Annotated in this window: 14 protein-coding genes and 1 pseudogene; 11 read left to right on the forward strand and 4 right to left on the reverse strand. The window is 68.6% G+C overall.

Annotated elements, in window-relative coordinates; translation table 11 throughout:
• A pseudogene (locus ABEA26_RS29020) lies at positions 1–1,060 on the reverse strand (hypothetical protein); the annotation flags it as partial.
• Complete coding sequence (locus ABEA26_RS29025) at positions 1,026–1,289, reverse strand: hypothetical protein (RefSeq protein WP_345596325.1); 264 nt, start codon at positions 1,287–1,289, stop codon at positions 1,026–1,028. The pseudogene ABEA26_RS29020 and the gene ABEA26_RS29025, both read right to left, overlap by 35 nt.
• A 566-nt stretch (positions 1,290–1,855) precedes the next feature.
• On the opposite strand from ABEA26_RS29025, the gene ABEA26_RS29030 reads away from it, so the two are divergent.
• The 8 genes from ABEA26_RS29030 (at position 1,856) to ABEA26_RS29065 (ending at position 14,569) form a co-directional block, all read left to right on the forward strand.
• On the forward strand, positions 1,856–2,389 hold the full coding sequence (locus ABEA26_RS29030; RefSeq protein ID WP_345596326.1) for a hypothetical protein: 534 nt from the start codon (positions 1,856–1,858) through the stop codon (positions 2,387–2,389).
• On the forward strand, positions 2,386–4,452 hold the full coding sequence (locus ABEA26_RS29035) for a DEAD/DEAH box helicase family protein (RefSeq protein WP_345596327.1): 2,067 nt from the start codon (positions 2,386–2,388) through the stop codon (positions 4,450–4,452). Before ABEA26_RS29030 ends, ABEA26_RS29035 begins: the two co-directional genes overlap by 4 nt.
• Entirely contained in the window at positions 4,442–7,162 is a 2,721-nt protein-coding gene (locus tag ABEA26_RS29040) for a TerD family protein (RefSeq protein ID WP_345596328.1), read from the forward strand. The genes ABEA26_RS29035 and ABEA26_RS29040 overlap by 11 nt, the downstream gene beginning before the upstream one ends.
• Positions 7,163–7,404: 242 nt before the next feature.
• Positions 7,405–7,950 carry a hypothetical protein gene (locus tag ABEA26_RS29045; protein WP_345596329.1) on the forward strand — a complete coding sequence of 182 codons (546 nt, stop codon included), beginning with the start codon at positions 7,405–7,407 and terminating at the stop codon, positions 7,948–7,950.
• A 33-nt stretch (positions 7,951–7,983) separates the two neighbouring features.
• Positions 7,984–9,270, forward strand: coding sequence for an IS256 family transposase (locus ABEA26_RS29050; RefSeq protein ID WP_345596330.1), 1,287 nt, complete (start codon positions 7,984–7,986; stop codon positions 9,268–9,270).
• 104 nt (positions 9,271–9,374) lie between these two features.
• On the forward strand, positions 9,375–12,809 hold the full coding sequence (locus ABEA26_RS29055) for an AAA family ATPase (RefSeq protein WP_345596331.1): 3,435 nt from the start codon (positions 9,375–9,377) through the stop codon (positions 12,807–12,809).
• Entirely contained in the window at positions 12,764–13,933 is a 1,170-nt protein-coding gene (locus ABEA26_RS29060) for a hypothetical protein (RefSeq protein ID WP_345596332.1), read from the forward strand. Before ABEA26_RS29055 ends, ABEA26_RS29060 begins: the two co-directional genes overlap by 46 nt.
• 189 nt (positions 13,934–14,122) lie before the next feature.
• The gene (locus ABEA26_RS29065) at positions 14,123–14,569 is read left to right on the forward strand and encodes a hypothetical protein (protein ID WP_345596333.1); all 447 of its coding nucleotides are present in this window, start codon (positions 14,123–14,125) and stop codon (positions 14,567–14,569) included.
• On the opposite strand, the gene ABEA26_RS29070 is transcribed toward ABEA26_RS29065, so the two are convergent.
• Together ABEA26_RS29070 and ABEA26_RS29075 are read right to left on the reverse strand one after the other, a co-directional pair.
• Positions 14,526–15,317: an IS5 family transposase gene (locus ABEA26_RS29070; RefSeq protein ID WP_345596334.1), complete on the reverse strand. Its 792-nt coding sequence runs from the start codon at positions 15,315–15,317 to the stop codon at positions 14,526–14,528. The genes ABEA26_RS29065 and ABEA26_RS29070 overlap by 44 nt on opposite strands.
• A gap of 262 nt (positions 15,318–15,579) precedes the next feature.
• Positions 15,580–15,942 carry a hypothetical protein gene (locus ABEA26_RS29075; protein ID WP_345596335.1) on the reverse strand — a complete coding sequence of 121 codons (363 nt, stop codon included), beginning with the start codon at positions 15,940–15,942 and terminating at the stop codon, positions 15,580–15,582.
• Positions 15,943–16,122: 180 nt separating this feature from the next.
• Here ABEA26_RS29075 and ABEA26_RS29080 point away from each other — a divergent pair, with 180 nt between their 5' ends.
• From ABEA26_RS29080 to ABEA26_RS29090, 3 genes are all read left to right on the forward strand, one after another.
• Positions 16,123–16,326 carry a hypothetical protein gene (locus ABEA26_RS29080; RefSeq protein ID WP_345596336.1) on the forward strand — a complete coding sequence of 68 codons (204 nt, stop codon included), beginning with the start codon at positions 16,123–16,125 and terminating at the stop codon, positions 16,324–16,326.
• 68 nt (positions 16,327–16,394) lie between these two features.
• The gene (locus tag ABEA26_RS29085; RefSeq protein ID WP_345596337.1) at positions 16,395–16,796 is read left to right on the forward strand and encodes a hypothetical protein; all 402 of its coding nucleotides are present in this window, start codon (positions 16,395–16,397) and stop codon (positions 16,794–16,796) included.
• A 131-nt stretch (positions 16,797–16,927) separates the two neighbouring features.
• A partial coding sequence (locus tag ABEA26_RS29090; RefSeq protein WP_345596338.1) for a pentapeptide repeat-containing protein occupies positions 16,928–17,865 on the forward strand: 938 nt, incomplete at its 3' end.

A 17,865-nucleotide genomic window follows, 5' to 3' on the forward strand; every position in this document is an offset into this window, starting at 1 on the left:
CGTAACGCTGGGGTTGGTGTCGTGGGTGATCAGGCCGGTCCTGCCCGGGAGGATGGCAGGCAGGTGGTTCGGGAGGTGTCAGGCGTGATCGGCCACCGTGCCCCGTGGGGGTGGCGGGCTCTACCAATGCCTTCAGCTGGGCACGGAAGGCGGCCTGCTCACCGGCCCATGCTTGCCTCTGGGCCTCGCCCTCCGGCTCGTCGTAGTCCTCATACAGCCAGATGTCCGAGGACTGCTGCTGGAACGCCCTCTCGCGCATCCGTTCCTCGTAGTCCTCGTACGTCTCGTCCGGATGGATCTGCCCGGTACGGCGCTTGATCTCCTCGTCGCGCTCACGGCGTTCGAGGTACTCCTGCACGGCCGGGTCGGCGTCGGCGCACGCGTACCCTCTGCCTCGCCGGGGCGGCTCGGGCGGTCGCCGGCGGTCCTCGATGCGGTCGAGGACCGCGTGCCACTGTGCGGCGTCCGCCACGCTCACGTCGAAGGCTTTCAGGAGCGCGGCCAACTGCTCGCGGCCGGGCAGGACCTTCCCGATGAGGATCAGGTGGGCTGTCGAACGCGGTACGCGGTGCCCGTCGGCCTTGGTCGCCTTCTCGATGGCGCGGTAAGAGGGCCGGCCGGCCCTCAGGCGCAGCCGCGTCAGTTCCTGGCCCAGGGAGGCGGGGGTGCGGACCTGCCGGGTCCGTCGGCCGCGACCGGCCAGGTGTGGGCGGGCCTTCTCGATCGCAGCTGCCTTCCACAGACTCAGGGCTGTCGCTTCTCGCCTCTGCGTGGAGTGGCTGCCGGGATCGCCGGCAGCGCGGGCGTAGGCGAGGACGGTCTCGAGCGGGGGCAGGTGGGTGCCGCGGGCGGCCTGGCTGAGGGTGGAGGCTCCGCGGTACCCGGGCGCGCCCTGTGGGCCGGTGCGCTCGGACAGGGTGGCGTAGGTGGTACGGGTGTCGTCCTTGAGCTGGCGCAGGTAGACGGCCAGGGCCCGCAGCCGGGGGCTGGTGCCGGCGGCGACAGGTTTGGTGGGGCGGCCCATGTCACCGGCTGCGGCGGCGGGAGGGCTTGGCGACATCGCTGGAGCGGCGGCCGGTGATCAGGTCGGCCACTGCGGCGGCCACCACGACCAGCGCGGCCGGGACGGGCCGGTTGCCGACGGCCAGTCCGGCCGATGCCAGGACGACCACGACGATGACCACGACCTCGGGGATGCCCAGCCGACTCGGCTGGGTGCGGGCAGGGAGGTGGCTGGCGCAGAACGCCGGCGGCTCGGGGCTGGCGGCGGGCAGGGGAAGGGCGGACATGAGCAGCTCCAGGAAGGTAGGGGTGAGGTCCCCAACCCGGGTGATTCGGGAAGGGATTGGTGCGAGGCGTATCCCGCCGTCGATGCCTCAAGGTTCCCTCGCCGACGCTCTCAAGGCCAGCCTGATCGGCGCCCGTTCAGGCTGACGTGTTCACCGTCGTGAAACGCAGGTAAGTCGTTCGTCCCTGGTCAGGCCACCTGGAAAATCGGGTTGACCCGAAATCGTCCAGGGCTTGCACCGTCCCTGGTACAGCTGGCCGAGAGGTGTGTGAAGCGAAATTCCCGACTCCGGACACGAGGTCGAGTGGGCGACAAGGGCGTCTGGTTCCCGTTCTTCGGCCGGCGGCAGTCGGCCGGGGTGGGTGACGTAGAGCGGAGTACATATCCGCTTTCGGGGTGCAGCAGAGAGTGTGGCTGCGACAATGAAGTACCGCAGGGGGCGGGTGGGGCGACTTCGCTGTAGGTGAGGGTGCAGGCCTCTTTTTTGTGTGAAGGGGGAACGTGGGGGCGTGGTTTGAGCGCATGGCGGCTGTCCCTGGCCTTGCCTTTGCCGGGAGCCCGGGTGTCATGCGGGAGGCGCTGCCGGGCGCAGGGGTTCGTCCGGACGAGTCGTACGGCTCGCCAATGTGGCCGACCGCCGAGGGGAGTACGTCTGCGACACCGGCCAGCCGGCATGTGCCGTTCGACGCGCGCGGCGCTGAGCTGATCGCCCGTGTCTGGGAGGCGCTGGAGCTTCCGGGCTCGGCCAGGGACTACCACTTTGTTCTGCAGAGCGCGGTCGATCGACTGTGGAGTACACGTCGTGCGGAGCCTGGGGCCCTCGCCGCGCTTGAGGTGTTCGCCCTGCTGAACTTGGAGTTGATGGAAGCAACCCCGCACGCGGTGTCCTTCGACACCACTGATGCTCCAGCGGCGTTTGTGCGGGTGTCCTCGGTGCCACGGTTGATCGGCCTGCTGGAGCGCGAGGGCGCCTTCGCGGAAGCACTTGAGCTGGCGAGGCGGTTGGCCCGTTTCGGGCAGGGCGAGGATGTGGCGGCCCGGCTGTCGGAGAAAGCTCAGGCGCTGGTTGCCGAGGCTGCGGCACAGGGTGGATCGTCATGAGTGCGGGCCTGGAGCGACTGATCCCGGCTGCCTCCTACTTGGAGGAGGCGTTCTTGCGGTGGGTGCTCACTCCGGCCGTGGACGCGTCAATCGTTGCGCGGGTCCGCAGTCAGCACCCGGTCACCGTCAACGAGCGCGCTTACCGGCTGGACTACCTGATCGCGGGTGAGGCGCTGCAGTTGGCCGTCGAGCTCGACGGGTTCGCCTTCCACAGTGACCGGGCCGCGTTCACCTACGACCGGCTGCGACAGAACGATCTGGCCGCGACCGGCCTGACCATTCTGCGGTTCTCCTATGATGCGGTGCGTACGGACACGGCGCGCTGTGTGGCCCAGTTGCAGGCGATGCTAAGGCAGGATCCGCTCCTGGCGCCGCTGGTGACTGCCGTGCCTCGCATCGGGATCCCGGACATGGCTGGCGATCCGATGCGGGCGGCCGATCCGCCTGGCGGTGCCGAACTGCCTTCAGGCGGGGCGTACTTCGCCGGTGTGCGGGCCAGGGTGGACCGGGCGCCGCTGCGGGAGTGCCAGGACGAGGCGTTGGCCTCGTTGGCGAACTACTACGCCTCCGGCGGCCGGCATGCGGCTGCGGTGATGGCGGTGGGGTCGGGCAAGACGGCCCTGGGGGTGGCGGCCGCGTTGTCGTTCAGCCGACGGCGGGCGCTGGTGGTGACCCCAGGCTCGGTCATCCGCGGCACCTTCGCCAAGGCCCTCGATCCGGGGATACCGGACAACGTCCTGTATGGGCTGGCGGGCGGGCCGCTGCTGCCCGGTGCCCGTCCGCCGGCCACGCTCGTCCTGGACGCGGACGACGGGCAGATCAGCCAGGTCAGCCGTGAGCGGCTCCTGGCCGCGGACATCCTGGTCACCAACTTCCATGCGCTGGGCACGGGCGACTGTGACGGGGACCTGCTGGCCAAGCTGGAGGCGGAGGACATCGACTTCATCGTCGTCGACGAGGCGCACATCGCGGCCAGCGCCTCCTACCAGCGGCTGTTCGCCCACTTCCAGGGTGCGCGCACACTGCTGATGTCGGCGTGCTTCCAGCGTTTGGACGGCAAGCCGATCGACGCCGATGTCGTCTACCGCTACCGGCTGGTCGACTCCGTCGCGGACGGGTCGGCGAAGAACCTGCGGGTGCACCGGTTCGCTCCCGAGGTGGCGTCGACGGTGTATGAGGCGGTGTGGCCGGACGGGCGGCGCGAGCAGATCGTGGGCCGTGATGCTTTGCTGGCCACGTTGGGCGACGAGCGGAAGATGGCACGCATCACCGCACAGTCCGAGGCGCCGATCCGCCAGGTGATGGCCGTGACGCGGGCGTGTCTGGATGCACAGGCCAAGCTGCTGGCGCCCGTCAAGCCGAGGGTGCTGTTCGCGGCGATGGGCCAGGCGCATGCTGAACAGATCGCGCGGATCGCCGAGGAGTACGGGATCCCCAGTGCCACGCTGCACCACAGCATGCCCGCCTCCGCGATCGCCTCCACCCGGCGGCGCTTCGAGTCCGACGCCGGGGGTCTGCAGGGCATCGTGCAGCTGCGGATGCTCGGCCAGGGCTACGACTTCCCGCCCATCACCGTGGTCGTACCGCTGCGCCCCTATGGCAGCTTCGGCGAGTTCTACCAGTTCGTCGGCCGCGGTGTCCGCGTCCTGCGCCAGACCGCGGTGGCTGCCGACCAGCAGTACCTGGACGTGGTCTGCCATGCCGAACTCGGCCTGGAGGAGCATCTGGAGGCCATGTGCGCGGACAACGACATGGATCCCGCTGTGCTCCTGGATGTCCCGCTGATCGACGCCACCACCATGGAAGGGGATCTCCCCGGCCCCGGCGGCGCCGCGGAGGGGGCCGGCGGGGGTTTGGGCGGTGTGGACGCGTTCGTGCTGTACGAGCGCGGACGCGTCGAGCAGCGCGTGGTGCACGAGCTGGACCGTGTGGAGGCCCGAAGAACGGAGCGGGAGATGCAGCTGATGGCCCAGCGCTACGCCGTCTATGCGCAGAACACCGCTGCGCCGGTGCCGTTTGAGCAGTTCGTCGAAACCATGCGGAGGCTGACCGGTGGCCAGTGACCCGACACGCTGGTGGCAGCCGGCCGTGGAATGCAGTCCCGAGCAGGCGCTCACCCTGGAGCGGGCGGCCGGGCAGCAGCAACGGTTCGCCGACATCGACGCCCTGGCGGCCAGGCTGCTGGCCGCAGGGTTCGCCGGACGGCCGGTGGCCACCGTCGTCCCCGGCCGAGGACGCCACACGCCGGACACCGCCAAGGTGACGGCCCTCACCCGGGAAGAGGAAGTCTTCTGCGTCAACGCCTTCGGGGTCCAGGAGCAGCAGCGGCTCGGGGCGTGGTACCTGCCCCAGAAACTCTCGGTCAAGGCAGGGGCAGTCAATCTGCCGTATCTGCTGCGGGAACGCCCTGGCCACGCTCTGACGCTGGCCGCCGATGAGACCGCCCGCCTCACCGCTGTGGAGGACTGGGACACGGTGCTGCTGTGGGCGCTGCTGGTGCCGCTGTTCGAGACACTGCTTCAGCCCATCCGGCTGCGGGCGGCAGGAGAGATCTTCCCTCGCACAGAACAGCAGCGGTTCTGGACACTCATCGAGGAGCGTTACCGGCTGCTGGGCATCGACGAGAGCGCGCTGGAAGCCTTCCGCTTCGGCGGCGGCTGGCACCAGCTGGACCGTGCGGGACAGCAGCAGGCCCGCCTTCGTTTGCTGGACACCCTTGCCGTCGCCGACCTCGTGCAGCTTGCGGCACGTCACCGGATCCAGCGGTTGCAAGGGCTGATGGCTGGTTTCGCCAAGAAGGCCAGGACGGGAACAGCCCTGGCGCGCCGGGTGCTCACCAAAGAGCTGCAGCCGGTCGTCTCCGCGTACTTCGGGGGCGACTGGCTGGCTGTGCTGGATTACCTTCAGGCTCCCCCTCACCCGGATGAGGAGATCATCACCGCTCTGCCCGAGCCTCGTCTGTACGTCGGCATGGCCACGCAGACGGCCGGCATGGCTGCCGAGGCGGGCATCGCGGAGGACGAGGTCCATGCGATGCTCGCGGCCTTCCTCGGCGGCGGCAGTTCTCTGTCTCCGGTGGAGGAGCGGGCTGCGGCCCTGCGCGGCTGGTGGGCGGGCTTCGACCAGGCGCATGCCGGCCAGTCACGGGGAATGCCGTCGTTGTGGGGGCTGGTCGATCAGGATCTAATGAGTCTGAACCGGACCGAGCAGGGGTACACCCCTCAGTTGTACCGGCAGCGTCTGCCCGCCGATGTCCTGGAACGGGTGGGGCGGCTGTGGGAGACGGTGACGCTTGCGCGGTATCCCGGCAGCATCGTCAGCAACCCGCGCCCGCACCAGACCATGGCCGAAGCCCTCGGTCCCGCGGCCGAGTTCTGGCACGGCGTGGGCCTGACCGCCTGGTTCGTGTGCGAAGGTCCCTACTCCCGCACCACCTTGGACCGTGTCGACCGCTACTACAGCAGGCCGCTGGCCGCCCTGCGCGCGGCCGGATGCCCGGTCGACAGCGCCTTCTTCCGCGAACTGCAAGCCGCCGAACAACTCCTGGGGCCGGAGGAGGAGATCACGGACAGCGAGGACAGTACGGTCGAGACCCCGTACGGGCAGGTGACGTTCACCTCCAGCATGAGTCACGGCGCCCGCCGGGACGGCTTCGAGCGGGTACGGGATCTCATCACACGGCACCGGCGGGCCTGGGCCGAGCAGTATCTCGGTGCCTACGTGGAGGGCCGCTGGCGCTCCCAGTTGGAGGAGGTCGCCCACCAGCATCACCGCTTCGTCGCCGCCAAGGGGCGTCCCCCCACCCTGCCCCAGTTCGCGCGGTTCGCGACCACGGCAGCCAACCACTGGACGGGCGGCGACCTGGGGGCGCTGTACACGGCCATCGGCGAGCCGACGCCATCCCAACAGGAGCGGCCTACCCGCCTACTGACTGAGGACGGCTACGACTTCGCCCGCCGGGTGTACCAGGAGCTGGGCGGCAAGCCCGTCGACCACGACACCTGGGTGAACAACCCGGAAGAAACCCAACGGCAGTGGCAGCTCAGCCGCCTGGCCACCGAGAGCCTGCGCCACCTCCAGCTGCAGGAAGCACTCGGGCAGCCGCCGACCGCCAAGGAGTTCGGCGCCCAGCGTCTGACCTGGCCCTGGCCAGGCGAGGAAACCGAAGGCTGGCCCATCCTCGAGCGCGTCCTTGCAACGCTGACCCGTGCCAGCCTGGCCCCGGCCACTACCCGCTCCCCCACCAGCCCGCTACCCGGCGAGGAGAGCGGCACCCTGCAACTGCGGACGAGGGGAGCCAACGCAGCCATCCGCACCGAGCCGACGACGGTCCGCGTCACCTGCACCGGCGCACCCGTTGACGTGTCCGCTGTACTCCTCACCCGCAACGGCAAGGTACGCAGCGACCACGACCTCGTCTTCTACAACCACCCCAGTCACGACGGGGTCAGCGTCGGCGGGGACACCGTCACCGCCGACCTGGGCCTCATCCCTGACGACATCGCAACCATCGCCGTCATCGTCAGCATCGACCTCGAGGCCCAACCCGCCGCAGTCTTCGACCATCACACCCAGTGGCAAGCAGACATCACCCAGCCCTCCCGCACCCAACTGGCCTTCACACCTGACCCCTTCTCCTCGGGTGAGACCGTCACCATCGCGGTGGAGCTCTATCGCCACACGACCGGATGGAAGGCCCGTGCCGTCGGGCAGGGCTACGACACCGGGCTGGCGGGCCTGGCCACCGACTACGGCATCGACGTCGAAGCCTGACGCCCCCTGTCTGGTACGCGAAGCCGTCGACGACCAGGTAAGTGCGGCCGCCGCCGCCGTCGATCTCGCGTGCGAGAGCCGCTGCTGGTGCCCAACCTTCCAGGTGTTCCTGCGCCAGCTGGATCTTGCGCACACGATCTCTCCTTGGGTTTCCGTTCCGTCCCGGTACGTCAGGGAGGTTAGAGTGACCGCGACGCGCACCATGGGGGGGGCCAAGTGAGCAAGGCACGCTGGAGGTGAGCATGGGGCTGCGCCCGACACACCTTGGCTACGCTTACCAGGACCTGCTCACCGCGCTGCGACTGGTGGACCTGGCGGTGGGACGTGCGAATTCCCTGCTGGTCGACACAAAGATGTTCACCGGCGACCGATTCGATGACATCACGTGCGAGTGGAGCACCGGCAGCCGCGAGCGGCTGCAGATCAAGCACACGGATTATGACCGCGCGTTGTCGCTGGAGAGTTTTACAAAGGACAAGCGAGGCCTACGCCTGGATCTGCTCTTCTCCTCCATGGACCACGACTTCACCTCGGATCCGGGTTCCTCGCACCGCCTCGTGGTGCGCGACATGCAGCCGGAGGATCCCGAGCTGACCCGGGTGCTGCGCCCGGTCCACGCCAGCACCGATCCCGGGCCTGCACTGCACGGCCTGAGCAGCAAACGGTTCCGTTTCGACGCCGCTGCGCTGCGTGCACACGCTCCGTGGAAGGAGATGCTCGCCCAGGTCAGTGATGACCTGCTCAACCGCGCTTGCGCATCCCTGGTCGTCGACGGGTCTGTACGGTGAGCGGTGTAACTCCCGAGCTGGAAGCGACAGTTGATGACTGACGTGGCGAGTGACATCGAGGCCGGGGAGGCCGTGGTGAGTGGGACGGGTGCCGTGGATGACGGGCTGGTTGCCGAGTTGGTGGCCCGGGCTCAGGCCGGTGGGGTGAAGCTCACCGGGGAGGGCGGCCTGCTGCAGCAGCTGACGAAGCGGGTGCTGGAGTCCGCACTGGAGGGCGAGCTCACCGACCATCTGGGCCATGAGCCCGGTGAGCGGGCCGAAGGCGGCCGGGAGAACTACCGCAACGGGCACCGGTCGAAGACTGTGATCACCGAGTCGGGGCCGGTCGAGATCGCGGTGCCGCGGGACCGGGCCGGGTCGTTTGAACCGCAGCTGGTCAAGAAGCGGCAGCGCCGGCTGGGCGGTGTGGACGAAATGGTCCTGTCCCTGTCGGCGAAAGGGCTGACGCACGGGGAGATCTCCGCGCATCTCGCCGAGGTCTACGGGGCGGAGATCTCCAAGTCCACCATCTCCACGATCACCGACAGCGTGATGGCCGGCATGACCGAATGGCAGAACCGTCCGCTGGACAGCGTCTACCCGGTCGTCTTCATCGACTGCGTGAACGTGAAGGTCAGGGACGGGCAGGTCGCCAACCGGCCGGTCTACATGGCGGTGGCGGTCACTGCCGAGGGGCACCGGGACATCCTGGGCCTGTGGATCGGTGACGGTGGTGAGGGCGCGAAGTACTGGCTCCAGGTCCTGACCGAGATCAAGAACCGCGGCGCGGCCGACGTCCTGATGCTCGTCTGCGACGGCCTGACCGGGCTCCCGGACGCCGTGAACACCGTCTGGCCTGCGACGATCGTCCAGACCTGCGTCGTTCACCTGCTGCGGAACAGCTTCCGTTACGCGGCCCGGCAGGACTGGGAGAAGGTCGCGAAGGCGCTCCGGCCCGTCTACACCGCGCCGACCGAGGACGCCGCTCTGGAGCGGTTCGTGGAGTTCACCGACGTCTGGGGCGGGAAGTATCCGGCGATCGTCCGGCTCTGGGAGAGCGCGTGGGCGGAGTTCGTTCCCTTCCTCCAGTTCGACGTCGAGATCCGGAAGATCGTCTGCACCACCAACGCGATCGAGAGCATCAACGCACGGATCCGCAAGGCCGTGAGGACCCGGGGACACTTCCCCACCGACCAGGCCGCGCTCAAGTGTGTCTACCTGGCCGTCATGAGCCTGGACCCGACCGGCACCGGACGCAAACGCTGGACCATGCGCTGGAAGGCTGCGCTCCAAGCCTTCGACATCACCTTCGACGGCCGGCTCACCGCCGGACGCCGCTGAAGAAATCCGACCGAGTTCCACCGTTTGCTACACAGACCCTCGTCGACACGGATCTTCCGGCGTGTTCGCTCAACATTCGCGAGCCCGGGCCGACCGAGGCGGCCTTGCTGCACCGCATCACCGAAGAACTCGGTGCTGGACGGCCGCCGAACCGGCATCGCACACCCGAGGAGGTGGCGCTGGCCCTGATCGAGGCGGCCAAAGCGGCGCGCAGCCGGGCGGGGACCGTGATGGTCGAGGACCTGCTTCCTCGTCTGAGTCTGGAAGTCGACTTCGGAGCGGTCCGTGAGGGGCACCCCGTGGACCGTGCCACCGAGGTGAGACGTCCTACGGTGCTCACGGGCGTGGTCGCGGCCGTGAAGGACGCTGCGCAGCAGGGGGGTGTCGTGGTGGTCACCGGCGCTCCCGGCATCGGCAAGTCGTGGTTGTGTGAGCAGCTCGGGGATGCGCTGCGGGAGACATGGCTGGCGGTGAGGCATCACTGCTGGCTCGGTGCCGCGGACATCGACCGTGAGCAGCGTGTGCTGACCGAGGTCGTGATCGGCAGCCTGCTGAAGCAGCTGGGGACGGCCGTTCCGGAGGCGCTGGCGCAGGTCAGGCCACGCTACGCGGCCACGCCGGAGACGCTCACGGCCGCGGTCACTGCCGCGCGCGGCCTGGCACCGGACCGGCCGATCGCGCTGATCGTGGACGGGATCGACCATGTCAGCCGGGTTCTTGGATCCACCACCGGCAGCGCCTTTCGTCCGCGGGTGGACCCGGCGGCCTCTCTGGTCACGGACCTCTGCGCCCTGGAACTGCCGCCCGGTGTCGTGCTCGTCCTGGCCAGTCAGCCCGGCCCTCACCTCGAGGCCGTCGACGACGGTGCCTCCCGTCTCACCGTTGCCCCGCTCAACCGCGCCGAACTGCATGCTCTGGCGGATCGCCTGGGCGTGCTGACGGCCTTGGCGTCCTCCTCTGCCGGTGAGGGGCTCGATCCCGCTGCGCGGGCGGAGGCCGCGGTCGCACTGATCGAGGAGCGCTCTCGAGGCAACGCCCTGTACGCCACGTATTTGTGCCGGCAGGCCATTGGTCCTGCCCCGGGCCTGGGAGCGGCGCTGGCGCCGGATGGTGCCGGCGATCCTCTGGAGAGGTTGCGGGCGGTGCCGTCGTCGGCGCATGACCTCGACGACTACTACGCTTATCTGCTGGCCGGTCTGACCCCCGGGCAGCGTTCTGCTGTCAGCATGCTCGCGGTCTGCGACTTCGCTGTGAGTGCGTCGGAGCTCGAGGCCATTTTCCCGCTGCCCGGAATGCAGCTTGGTGCCGCGCTGACCAGTGTGGCACCGATCGTCGCGCAGCAGCCGGGTATCGGCGGACTGAAGATCCATCATGAGAGCTTCAGCCGCTTCATCCGCCGGGTCGACGGTGACGACGGGTGGGTCGATCAGGTCCGGTCCCAGGCCGCCGACTGGTTGTCCCAGCGGGGCTTCTTCACCGATCCCCGCGCGTTCCGGCACCTGCCCGAACTGCTGGCCGCTCTGGGGCGCGATGACGAACTCGCTCTGCTAATCGAACCCGATTTCCTCTCCCGCGCGATTGCAGGGCTGCAGCCGCCTCAGGTCATCGTCCACACTCTGACCGTTGCCGCGCGGCGTGCGGCGGTCCGCAACGACTGGCCCACACTGGTGCGCTGCGTCGAACTGAGCCGGGCGCGGGCAACGTATGAGGACGAAGGCCTGCCGGGTTCCCTGGTGCCGTATGCGGATGTGCTGGTGGCGCTGGTGGGAGCCGACCGCGTGGCGGCAAGCCTGATGTACGAGGGTGTGACCACGATGGCGGCGCGGTGGGGCCTGCAGCTGTGCGCGGCGGTCGACCGGGCCGGCTGTGCCGCCCCGTGGGAGGCGTACCTGACGGCCTGGGACAAGGCACGCAAGGATGAGCGTGTCCACTACGGATCCGAGAGCGATGAGTCGGTGTTCCTGGCGGAGTTGCGCGGACGGATCCGGTTGCCAGCCCGGGCTGCTGACGATGTCGAGCTCGGGCAGGCCCCGCGTACGCTCGCGCAGCGGGTCGCCCGGTTCCTCGACCAGGAGGCTCTGACCTCGCCTGAGGATGCGCTGGGTGTGCTGTTGGACTGTCTGGGTCCAGACCCGTTGCTCGAGAGCGCGGAGCTCATCGAGCAGCCCGACCGGCGCGCGGCCCTTTTGCTGCACCTTGCGGACACCCATGGCACGGCGGGCGGCGCGCTGCCGTCTGCCCGCACGCTGGCCACCGCGGCCTGGGCCAGCGGGCCGTGCGACCCGCGGCGCCTGCTCCGCCATGGCGTGGCAGTGTCGGACCTTGCCGAGGAGATCTTTTCCGGGGACATCGCCGCGGTTCTCGCGAAAGCAACACAGGATGTACTGACCGATCGTGCCAGCGGCCTGTCCGGCCCGGTGAACAGGTGGCTGACACTGCTGGCCGTGGCCCATGCCGCCGATCCGCAGGCGCCCGCCCGACTGCTCCCCCTCCTGGACGGCGATGGCTTCTACCGTGCCTGGCTGCGCTTCACCCTTGCCACCGTCGGCCTGCACCGCGACGTCGAGGCGGGCATCCTCACAGCCGAAACCGCGTCTGCCACCGTGCGTGTCGCGCTCGAACAACTGGCCCAGCATGCACACGCGTTCACGGGCAGCCCCCGGGCCTGCGATCTTGCGGACATCCACCGGCAGGTGCGGCAGGTGTTGCACGACGCCGTCGCCCTGCTGCACGGAGATGATGTCGCTGTGGGCATCGCCTTCCTGCAAGCCGTCAGCGAGGGCACCACCACCTCTCTCATGGGCATGGCCGGAACCGGCCCGCTGATCACCACGGAGCTGGTGTCCCTGCTCGCCGGGAGCGTCGGCCAGGCAGGGTCCGACGTCGTGCACGAGCTCATGCGCACGCTGCGCGGAGCGCAAGCCGAGCGCCGTGCGCTGTATGCGGAGGACGCCGACTTCGAGCTTGAGATGGCCCGCGTAAGTCTCGCCTGCGACGACCCGCACGAAGCGCAGCGGTGCTGGGAGCGTGCCGCCCGCTACATGGGGCCTATGGCGGTCACAAGGACATCACCATCGAGGAGCTGCTGGATCCGCTGCCTCAACTCCTGCAGGCCGATCCCGTCCAGGCGCAGGTGCGTCTGGCGCATACGCAGCCTCTTGTCCATCTCGTCGCGGACTGCACCGACGGGCGGGGCACGGCGGGAACGCCGCAGGAGTGGTGGCGTTCCCTTGCGCGCCTGGATCCGCGGGGTGCCGCGCAGTTGGGCGCCCAGGTGCTGCTGGCCGAGCCCGGGCTGCCCGATGGCCGGGTGGGCGCGGCCCACCGGCAGCTGCTGGCCACGCAGGCTGACACGGCCGACCCCGTCGTCCTGGCCGCGCTCCGCATCGCCGCTGGACCCGATGGCCGCAGCATCCAGCAGGACGTTGCTCTGCTCACCAGGCTCGCTGACCTGCCCGGCGACGACGCGGCCCGCGCATCGCGTCTCCTGCCGGTGCTGGCCAATGCAATCACCTCCACCTACGACGACCAGACACTGATCGCCGCATCGCAGGCTGCCGGGGACGAGCCCACTTCTGCGCTGCGCACAGCAGCACAGCGTTGTGGCGGTGAGGGCGGCTTGCCCTGGGCGCCCCGCCCCGTGCCCAACAACACCTCACGTGACTGGTTCGGCCCCGAGAAGCACCCCACCACAGACGCGTATCTGCACGCCCAGCAGCGCCCAACGCTGCCCGTAGGTGCTGCTGGCGCGCTTGCTGCGGTCCGTGACCGCACCAGCAAGGCATACGATGCCCCCTCGGGCCCACGGTGGTCGAGGGATGCCCTGGCCAATGCGGTCGGGTGGCGGCTCTTGGAGGTCATCGACGGTCAGGGAGCAGACGCAGCCGCCCAGTTCCTGCACCGGATCGCCGACGAGATGAACGCCTCCAACCCTCTTGAGCTGCTGGCCGACCTCGCCTTGGGGCTCCGCTTGCGCCAGGACAGCGATCCTGGTGTTTTCGGCCCTCTCGCCGCCACGGCGGGCATGCTCGCCTACACCAAGATGCGAGGCGGCGGCGGATGGCGTTCCTTCGGCGGCAATGACCGGCTGGATCTGTGGCAGCAGGCGCACTACGCGGACCCGGCCACCGCAGCCCGCAACCTCGCAGACCAGGTGGCCCAGGCCGTCGCCGGGGCGTCCTACAGCCGCACTATCGGTGTCAGCCTGGCCCTGGTCTCGGCGTTCGCTGTTCAGCCCCCGCTCGCTTCACCCCCGGCTGTCAGCGCTTTCGCCTGCTGGGATGCGGCGTATGGCATCATCGCCCACCGTCTGCCGGGCCGTGCCCGTCTCGGCCAGGGTGCCTACCACCCGGTGCCGGAGCAGGCGACCCAGCACGACATCGACACCGCACTGTGCGAACTTGCGTTGGCCACGATTGCCCTGCCTGAACGCGGCGACAAGCGCCGCGCCCTGATCGCAGCGACGGTTCTGCTGGCCAGCCGTTCCGGCCAGGCGCAGGCAGCCCTGGCGCGCGTCCTCTCCTTCGACCTCGGAGCTGGCCCCCTGACCTGGCTCCTGACCGTCCTACAAGGACACCTGCCCGACGGACCTCTGGATGCCGCCCTTCTCGAACAGCTCGTCACGCTGTGCGGCAGTGAGAGGCTGTTGTCTTTCCGAGTTTGACGACTGCGTTTTCGCTGGTCAAGGGTAGGGGCGGCGACGGTGTGGGAGTGATGGATCGTCGTTTCGTCGCTCCCGTGGAGGTCGCGAATGCCGTCGGTTGTCGGACTGCTGGAACAGCACGAGCTTGCCGCTCGTCGTCGTGTGGATGGGCTGCGCGAGGAAGCCGACCGGATTTAGGCCGAGCTCGCGATGGCCGAGCAGGAGTGGTTGGAGTGGACGATCGCCCGTGAGCGTGTGGGTGCGGTGCTGTCCGCGCCGGGCGGCGATTCAGCTGACGCGGTAGCCGCCGAGCGACCGGGCGGTGCGGGGGCGGAGGCCGAGGTGCGGCTGCCACCGCCCGTGGCAGCGAAGGTGAAGTCGCAGGTTCCGGTGTGGCGCGAGGGGCTGGCCAGGACGGTACTTTCAGCGGACTATCAGCGCATCCTGGCCGCGCTCGCGGACCGGGTCCGTCTCGGTCAGGGTCCGCTGACCTGCCAGGAGATGGCCTCCGCATTCGGCATGGACGTGGTGCCGGCCAAGGTGGAGGCGTTGCGGTCGAAGGCGAAACGCCTGGTCGCGCGGGGATGGCTGGCCGAGTCGTCGCCGGGCCGGTTCACGCTCGCGCGGGGTGTGTGCGGGCCAGACGGCGGGTCATGATCATTGTCATCGACCAGTAGACCATTGCCTCGGCGGTGGTGGTGGATCGTTCGAAGTCGCGCGCCAGGCGACGGCTTCGCATCAGGTGGGCGAAGAGACGCTCGACGATCCACCGCTTGGGCAGCACCACGAAACCGCGCATGTCGTCGCTGCGCTTGACGATCGCCAGGACCAGGGCGAACGCGGCGAGGCAGTGCTCGACGAGGCTGCCGGTGTAGCCGCCGTCGGCCCAGACGAGTTCCAGCCGGTGATGAGCGTCGGTCACCCGCTCAAGCAGCACCTTCGCGGCTGCACGGTCACCGATGTCCGCACTCGTGACCATCACGCCCAGCAGCAGGCCGAGGGTGTCGACCACGACGTGCCGCTTGCGGCCGTTGACCAGCTTCCCGCCGTCGAAGCCGCGACTGTCCGCGCCGACGACCGCGTCCGCCTTGACGGACTGCGAGTCGATCACGCCGGCCGTCGGTTCCGCATCCCGGCCCGCTTCCTGGCGGACCCGGCCGCGCAGCCGGTCATGGAACTCCCTGACCAGCACGTGGTCGCGCCAGCGGCGGAAGAACGCGTAGACCCGGTCCCACGGCGGGAAATCGGCCGGCATCGCCCGCCACTTGATGCCGTTGTCCACGAGATAGCGGATCGCGTCCAGTATCGCCCGGTGGCAGTACGCTTCCGGCTGCCCGCCCCGGCCTCGCATCCAGCCCGGCACCGGCAGCAGCGGCCGGACCACGGCCCACTCCGCGTCCGTCATGTCCGAGGGATACCGCCGAACACGCTCCGGATGGTCGGTCGCATTACCGAACCGGTGAGCGACACAATCACACGCCAGGGCAGCTGAGTTGAACTCTACCGGCGCGAGCACGTACAACTGCGGCAACAGGGTCTCCTGGATCTCGGTTGGCTTCGCAACCCCGAGCTACCAAGAGGCCCTGCCTTCATGCCCACGGCCGGCCGTGATCACCCGATCGAGACTCCCGTTCGACGCCTACCCCTCAAGATCGGAACGACAACAGCTACTGACGCTGAACCTCAAGCACCTCCCGCGCGGTTACCTGCGGGCCGCTGCCGTCGGTGGCCGTCGGCGCAGTCTGCGCCAGACGCCATAATCTTTGCAGGGGGACCAGTCGCTGGCTGGCTGTCTCGCTGTCGTCGTCGGGGTAACAGACGTCAGCCACAGCTTCCACCAGGTCCCACGACAGGCCCTCGCCCGCCAGTTGCTTACGGAGCTTGGTCAGCGACGGCACCTGGCCACCAACGAAGTGTTCGGCCGTCAGGCGCTGATGAAGGTGGGCGACGGGCACCCCTGCCGCGTCCAACCACGAGCGGAGCATTCCGACGAGCTCGTTGATCTCCGCGCATGAACCGCGCGCCGGCATCCACGGTCGCCCGGCACGCGTCCGCTCCCCCAAAGCGCAGCCCTCTCTTGCCTATTGTTCTGCCACAACCCACGGCTTATCTCTGCAACAACATCCAACCGCTCGTCCACCAGCGCGCGCCGGGAAATCGTGGAACTGCATCCGAGGAACCGACAACCCGAGTCACAGGCGGTATTACGCGTGTCCCCCCGATCCACGATCGTGCTGATCCTGCTCGCCATCGTTCTCACGCTCGCCCTGGGCGCAGGCATCACTGCCGCCGCGCTGGCCCGCTGGGACAACGCGAGCATCCCCGCGGCCATCACCCGCGCAGGAATCGCCTTCGCCAGCGCACTCTCTCTCGGTATCGCCTTCACCGCGCTCCTCGTTTCCACCTGGCCATAGCCACACTGACATCTGGGACGCGGCTCACTGCTTCCACCACCCCGGCAGCTCGGCGGCTGAAACCTGGGTTGCCAGCCACCTCACCACCACCTCCACGGCCAGCCGCTCGCGCCGCCACCGAAATCACCGCTCAGGCCGAACCAGACGGGCGGCACAGCACCCGGCGTCAGGAAGCCGACGCCTGCATCCGCTACCTCACCGGGCACCTCGGCCAACTCCGCTACGACACCGCCCTGGCTGCGGGCTGGCCGACCGGCACCGGCGCGAGCGAAGGCGCCTGCCGCCACATCGTGGGCGGCCGACTCGACATCACCGGCAGCTGCGGGGGCCCCAAAGGCGTCGAGGCAGTGCTCAAACTCCGGGCCCTGAACAACAACGGCAGCTTCCATACCTGCTGGGCGGTTCACTCGCCCGCGACCACGAACACTTCTCTCCACGCGCTGAGCGGCTACGGAGAAGCCAAGTACTGATCCTTCTCGACCTCCAAGCCCGCCACGAGGACGAGCAGCGAGTGCTCAGTGCCCACGTAGTCACCTCAAGTTTCGCTCTGATGTCCGCTCAGGGGCCACGGACACCGCCCGCCTCGGAGCACAGTGGGTAGGTGATCACTCAGTTGAGGCGTAAGTGGAAGCTGCGGAGCGCAACCCGGGGACGTCGCCTTGCGATTGGCATAGCAATCCTCCTCGGGCTGATCGGCTACGCCCTCCTGCTCTGGAAGGGGCCGTGGTGGCTCGACGGCTCTCATATCCGGGAGAGGGACCTGCAGCCGGCCGACGGCGTCGTAATCACGGGGCTCCGAACGATGCTCGTTGCCCTCGGCGCTGCCGTCGTGGCGGGCCTCGGCTTGATGTACACGCATCTGAACCTTCAGCACACGCGCGATAAGGACCGGGAACAGGCCGAACTCGCGCGTGAAGGCCATGTCACGGAGCGGTATGTGGAGGCAATCAAGCTGCTTGGCTCCGACAGCGAAACTGAGCGGCTCGGCGGCATCTATGCCCTCGAACGGATCATGAAGGATTCCGAGAAGGACCATGGGACGGTAGTCGAGGTTCTTGCCTCGTTCGTGCGCAGCCGCTGTGAGCGTCAGGACGACACCCAACTGGTTGAGGTTGACGGCAAGCACGGCATTCTCACTGTCTCGAATCCACCCACCCGAGACGGAGTAGTGGCCTTCGAGGTCCTCTGCCGTCGCCCGGGCCGGGACGAGCCTCACCGCGTTGATCTGCGCGACGTGACTCTGCACGGAGTACACATCGAGGGCGGCCGGTTGCAGGGTTTCGACCTGTCAGAGGCTGACCTACGCGAAGCGACATTCATCGACTGCAACCTCGAATCGGCGCGGCTGAACCAGGCGTTCCTCGAGAAGGTAACTCTGGCGACGTGCAACCTGTCGAGGGTGAACTTTGACGGAGCCTCGCTCGCTGACGCGAGGCTTCACAACGTATCGCTGGAGAAGGCGAGTTTCCGGAGCACAGATGGAGGGGACGCAGATAGACAACGCTTCGATGGAACAAGCAGATCTACGCGAAGCGGAAA

Source organism: Streptomyces marokkonensis (assembly GCF_039539045.1).
Lineage (GTDB): Bacteria > Actinomycetota > Actinomycetes > Streptomycetales > Streptomycetaceae > Streptomyces > Streptomyces marokkonensis.

Coding starts and splice junctions, on each gene's coding strand:
- ABEA26_RS29045 (WP_345596329.1), top strand. CDS start 7,405: ATGGGGCTGCGCCCGACACACCTTGGCTACGCTTACCAGGACCTGCTC.
- ABEA26_RS29030 (WP_345596326.1), top strand. CDS start 1,856: ATGCGGGAGGCGCTGCCGGGCGCAGGGGTTCGTCCGGACGAGTCGTAC.
- ABEA26_RS29035 (WP_345596327.1), top strand. CDS start 2,386: ATGAGTGCGGGCCTGGAGCGACTGATCCCGGCTGCCTCCTACTTGGAG.
- ABEA26_RS29065 (WP_345596333.1), top strand. CDS start 14,123: ATGGCCGAGCAGGAGTGGTTGGAGTGGACGATCGCCCGTGAGCGTGTG.
- ABEA26_RS29025 (WP_345596325.1), bottom strand. CDS start 1,289: ATGTCCGCCCTTCCCCTGCCCGCCGCCAGCCCCGAGCCGCCGGCGTTC.
- ABEA26_RS29070 (WP_345596334.1), bottom strand. CDS start 15,317: ATGACGGACGCGGAGTGGGCCGTGGTCCGGCCGCTGCTGCCGGTGCCG.
- ABEA26_RS29050 (WP_345596330.1), top strand. CDS start 7,984: ATGACTGACGTGGCGAGTGACATCGAGGCCGGGGAGGCCGTGGTGAGT.
- ABEA26_RS29075 (WP_345596335.1), bottom strand. CDS start 15,942: ATGCCGGCGCGCGGTTCATGCGCGGAGATCAACGAGCTCGTCGGAATG.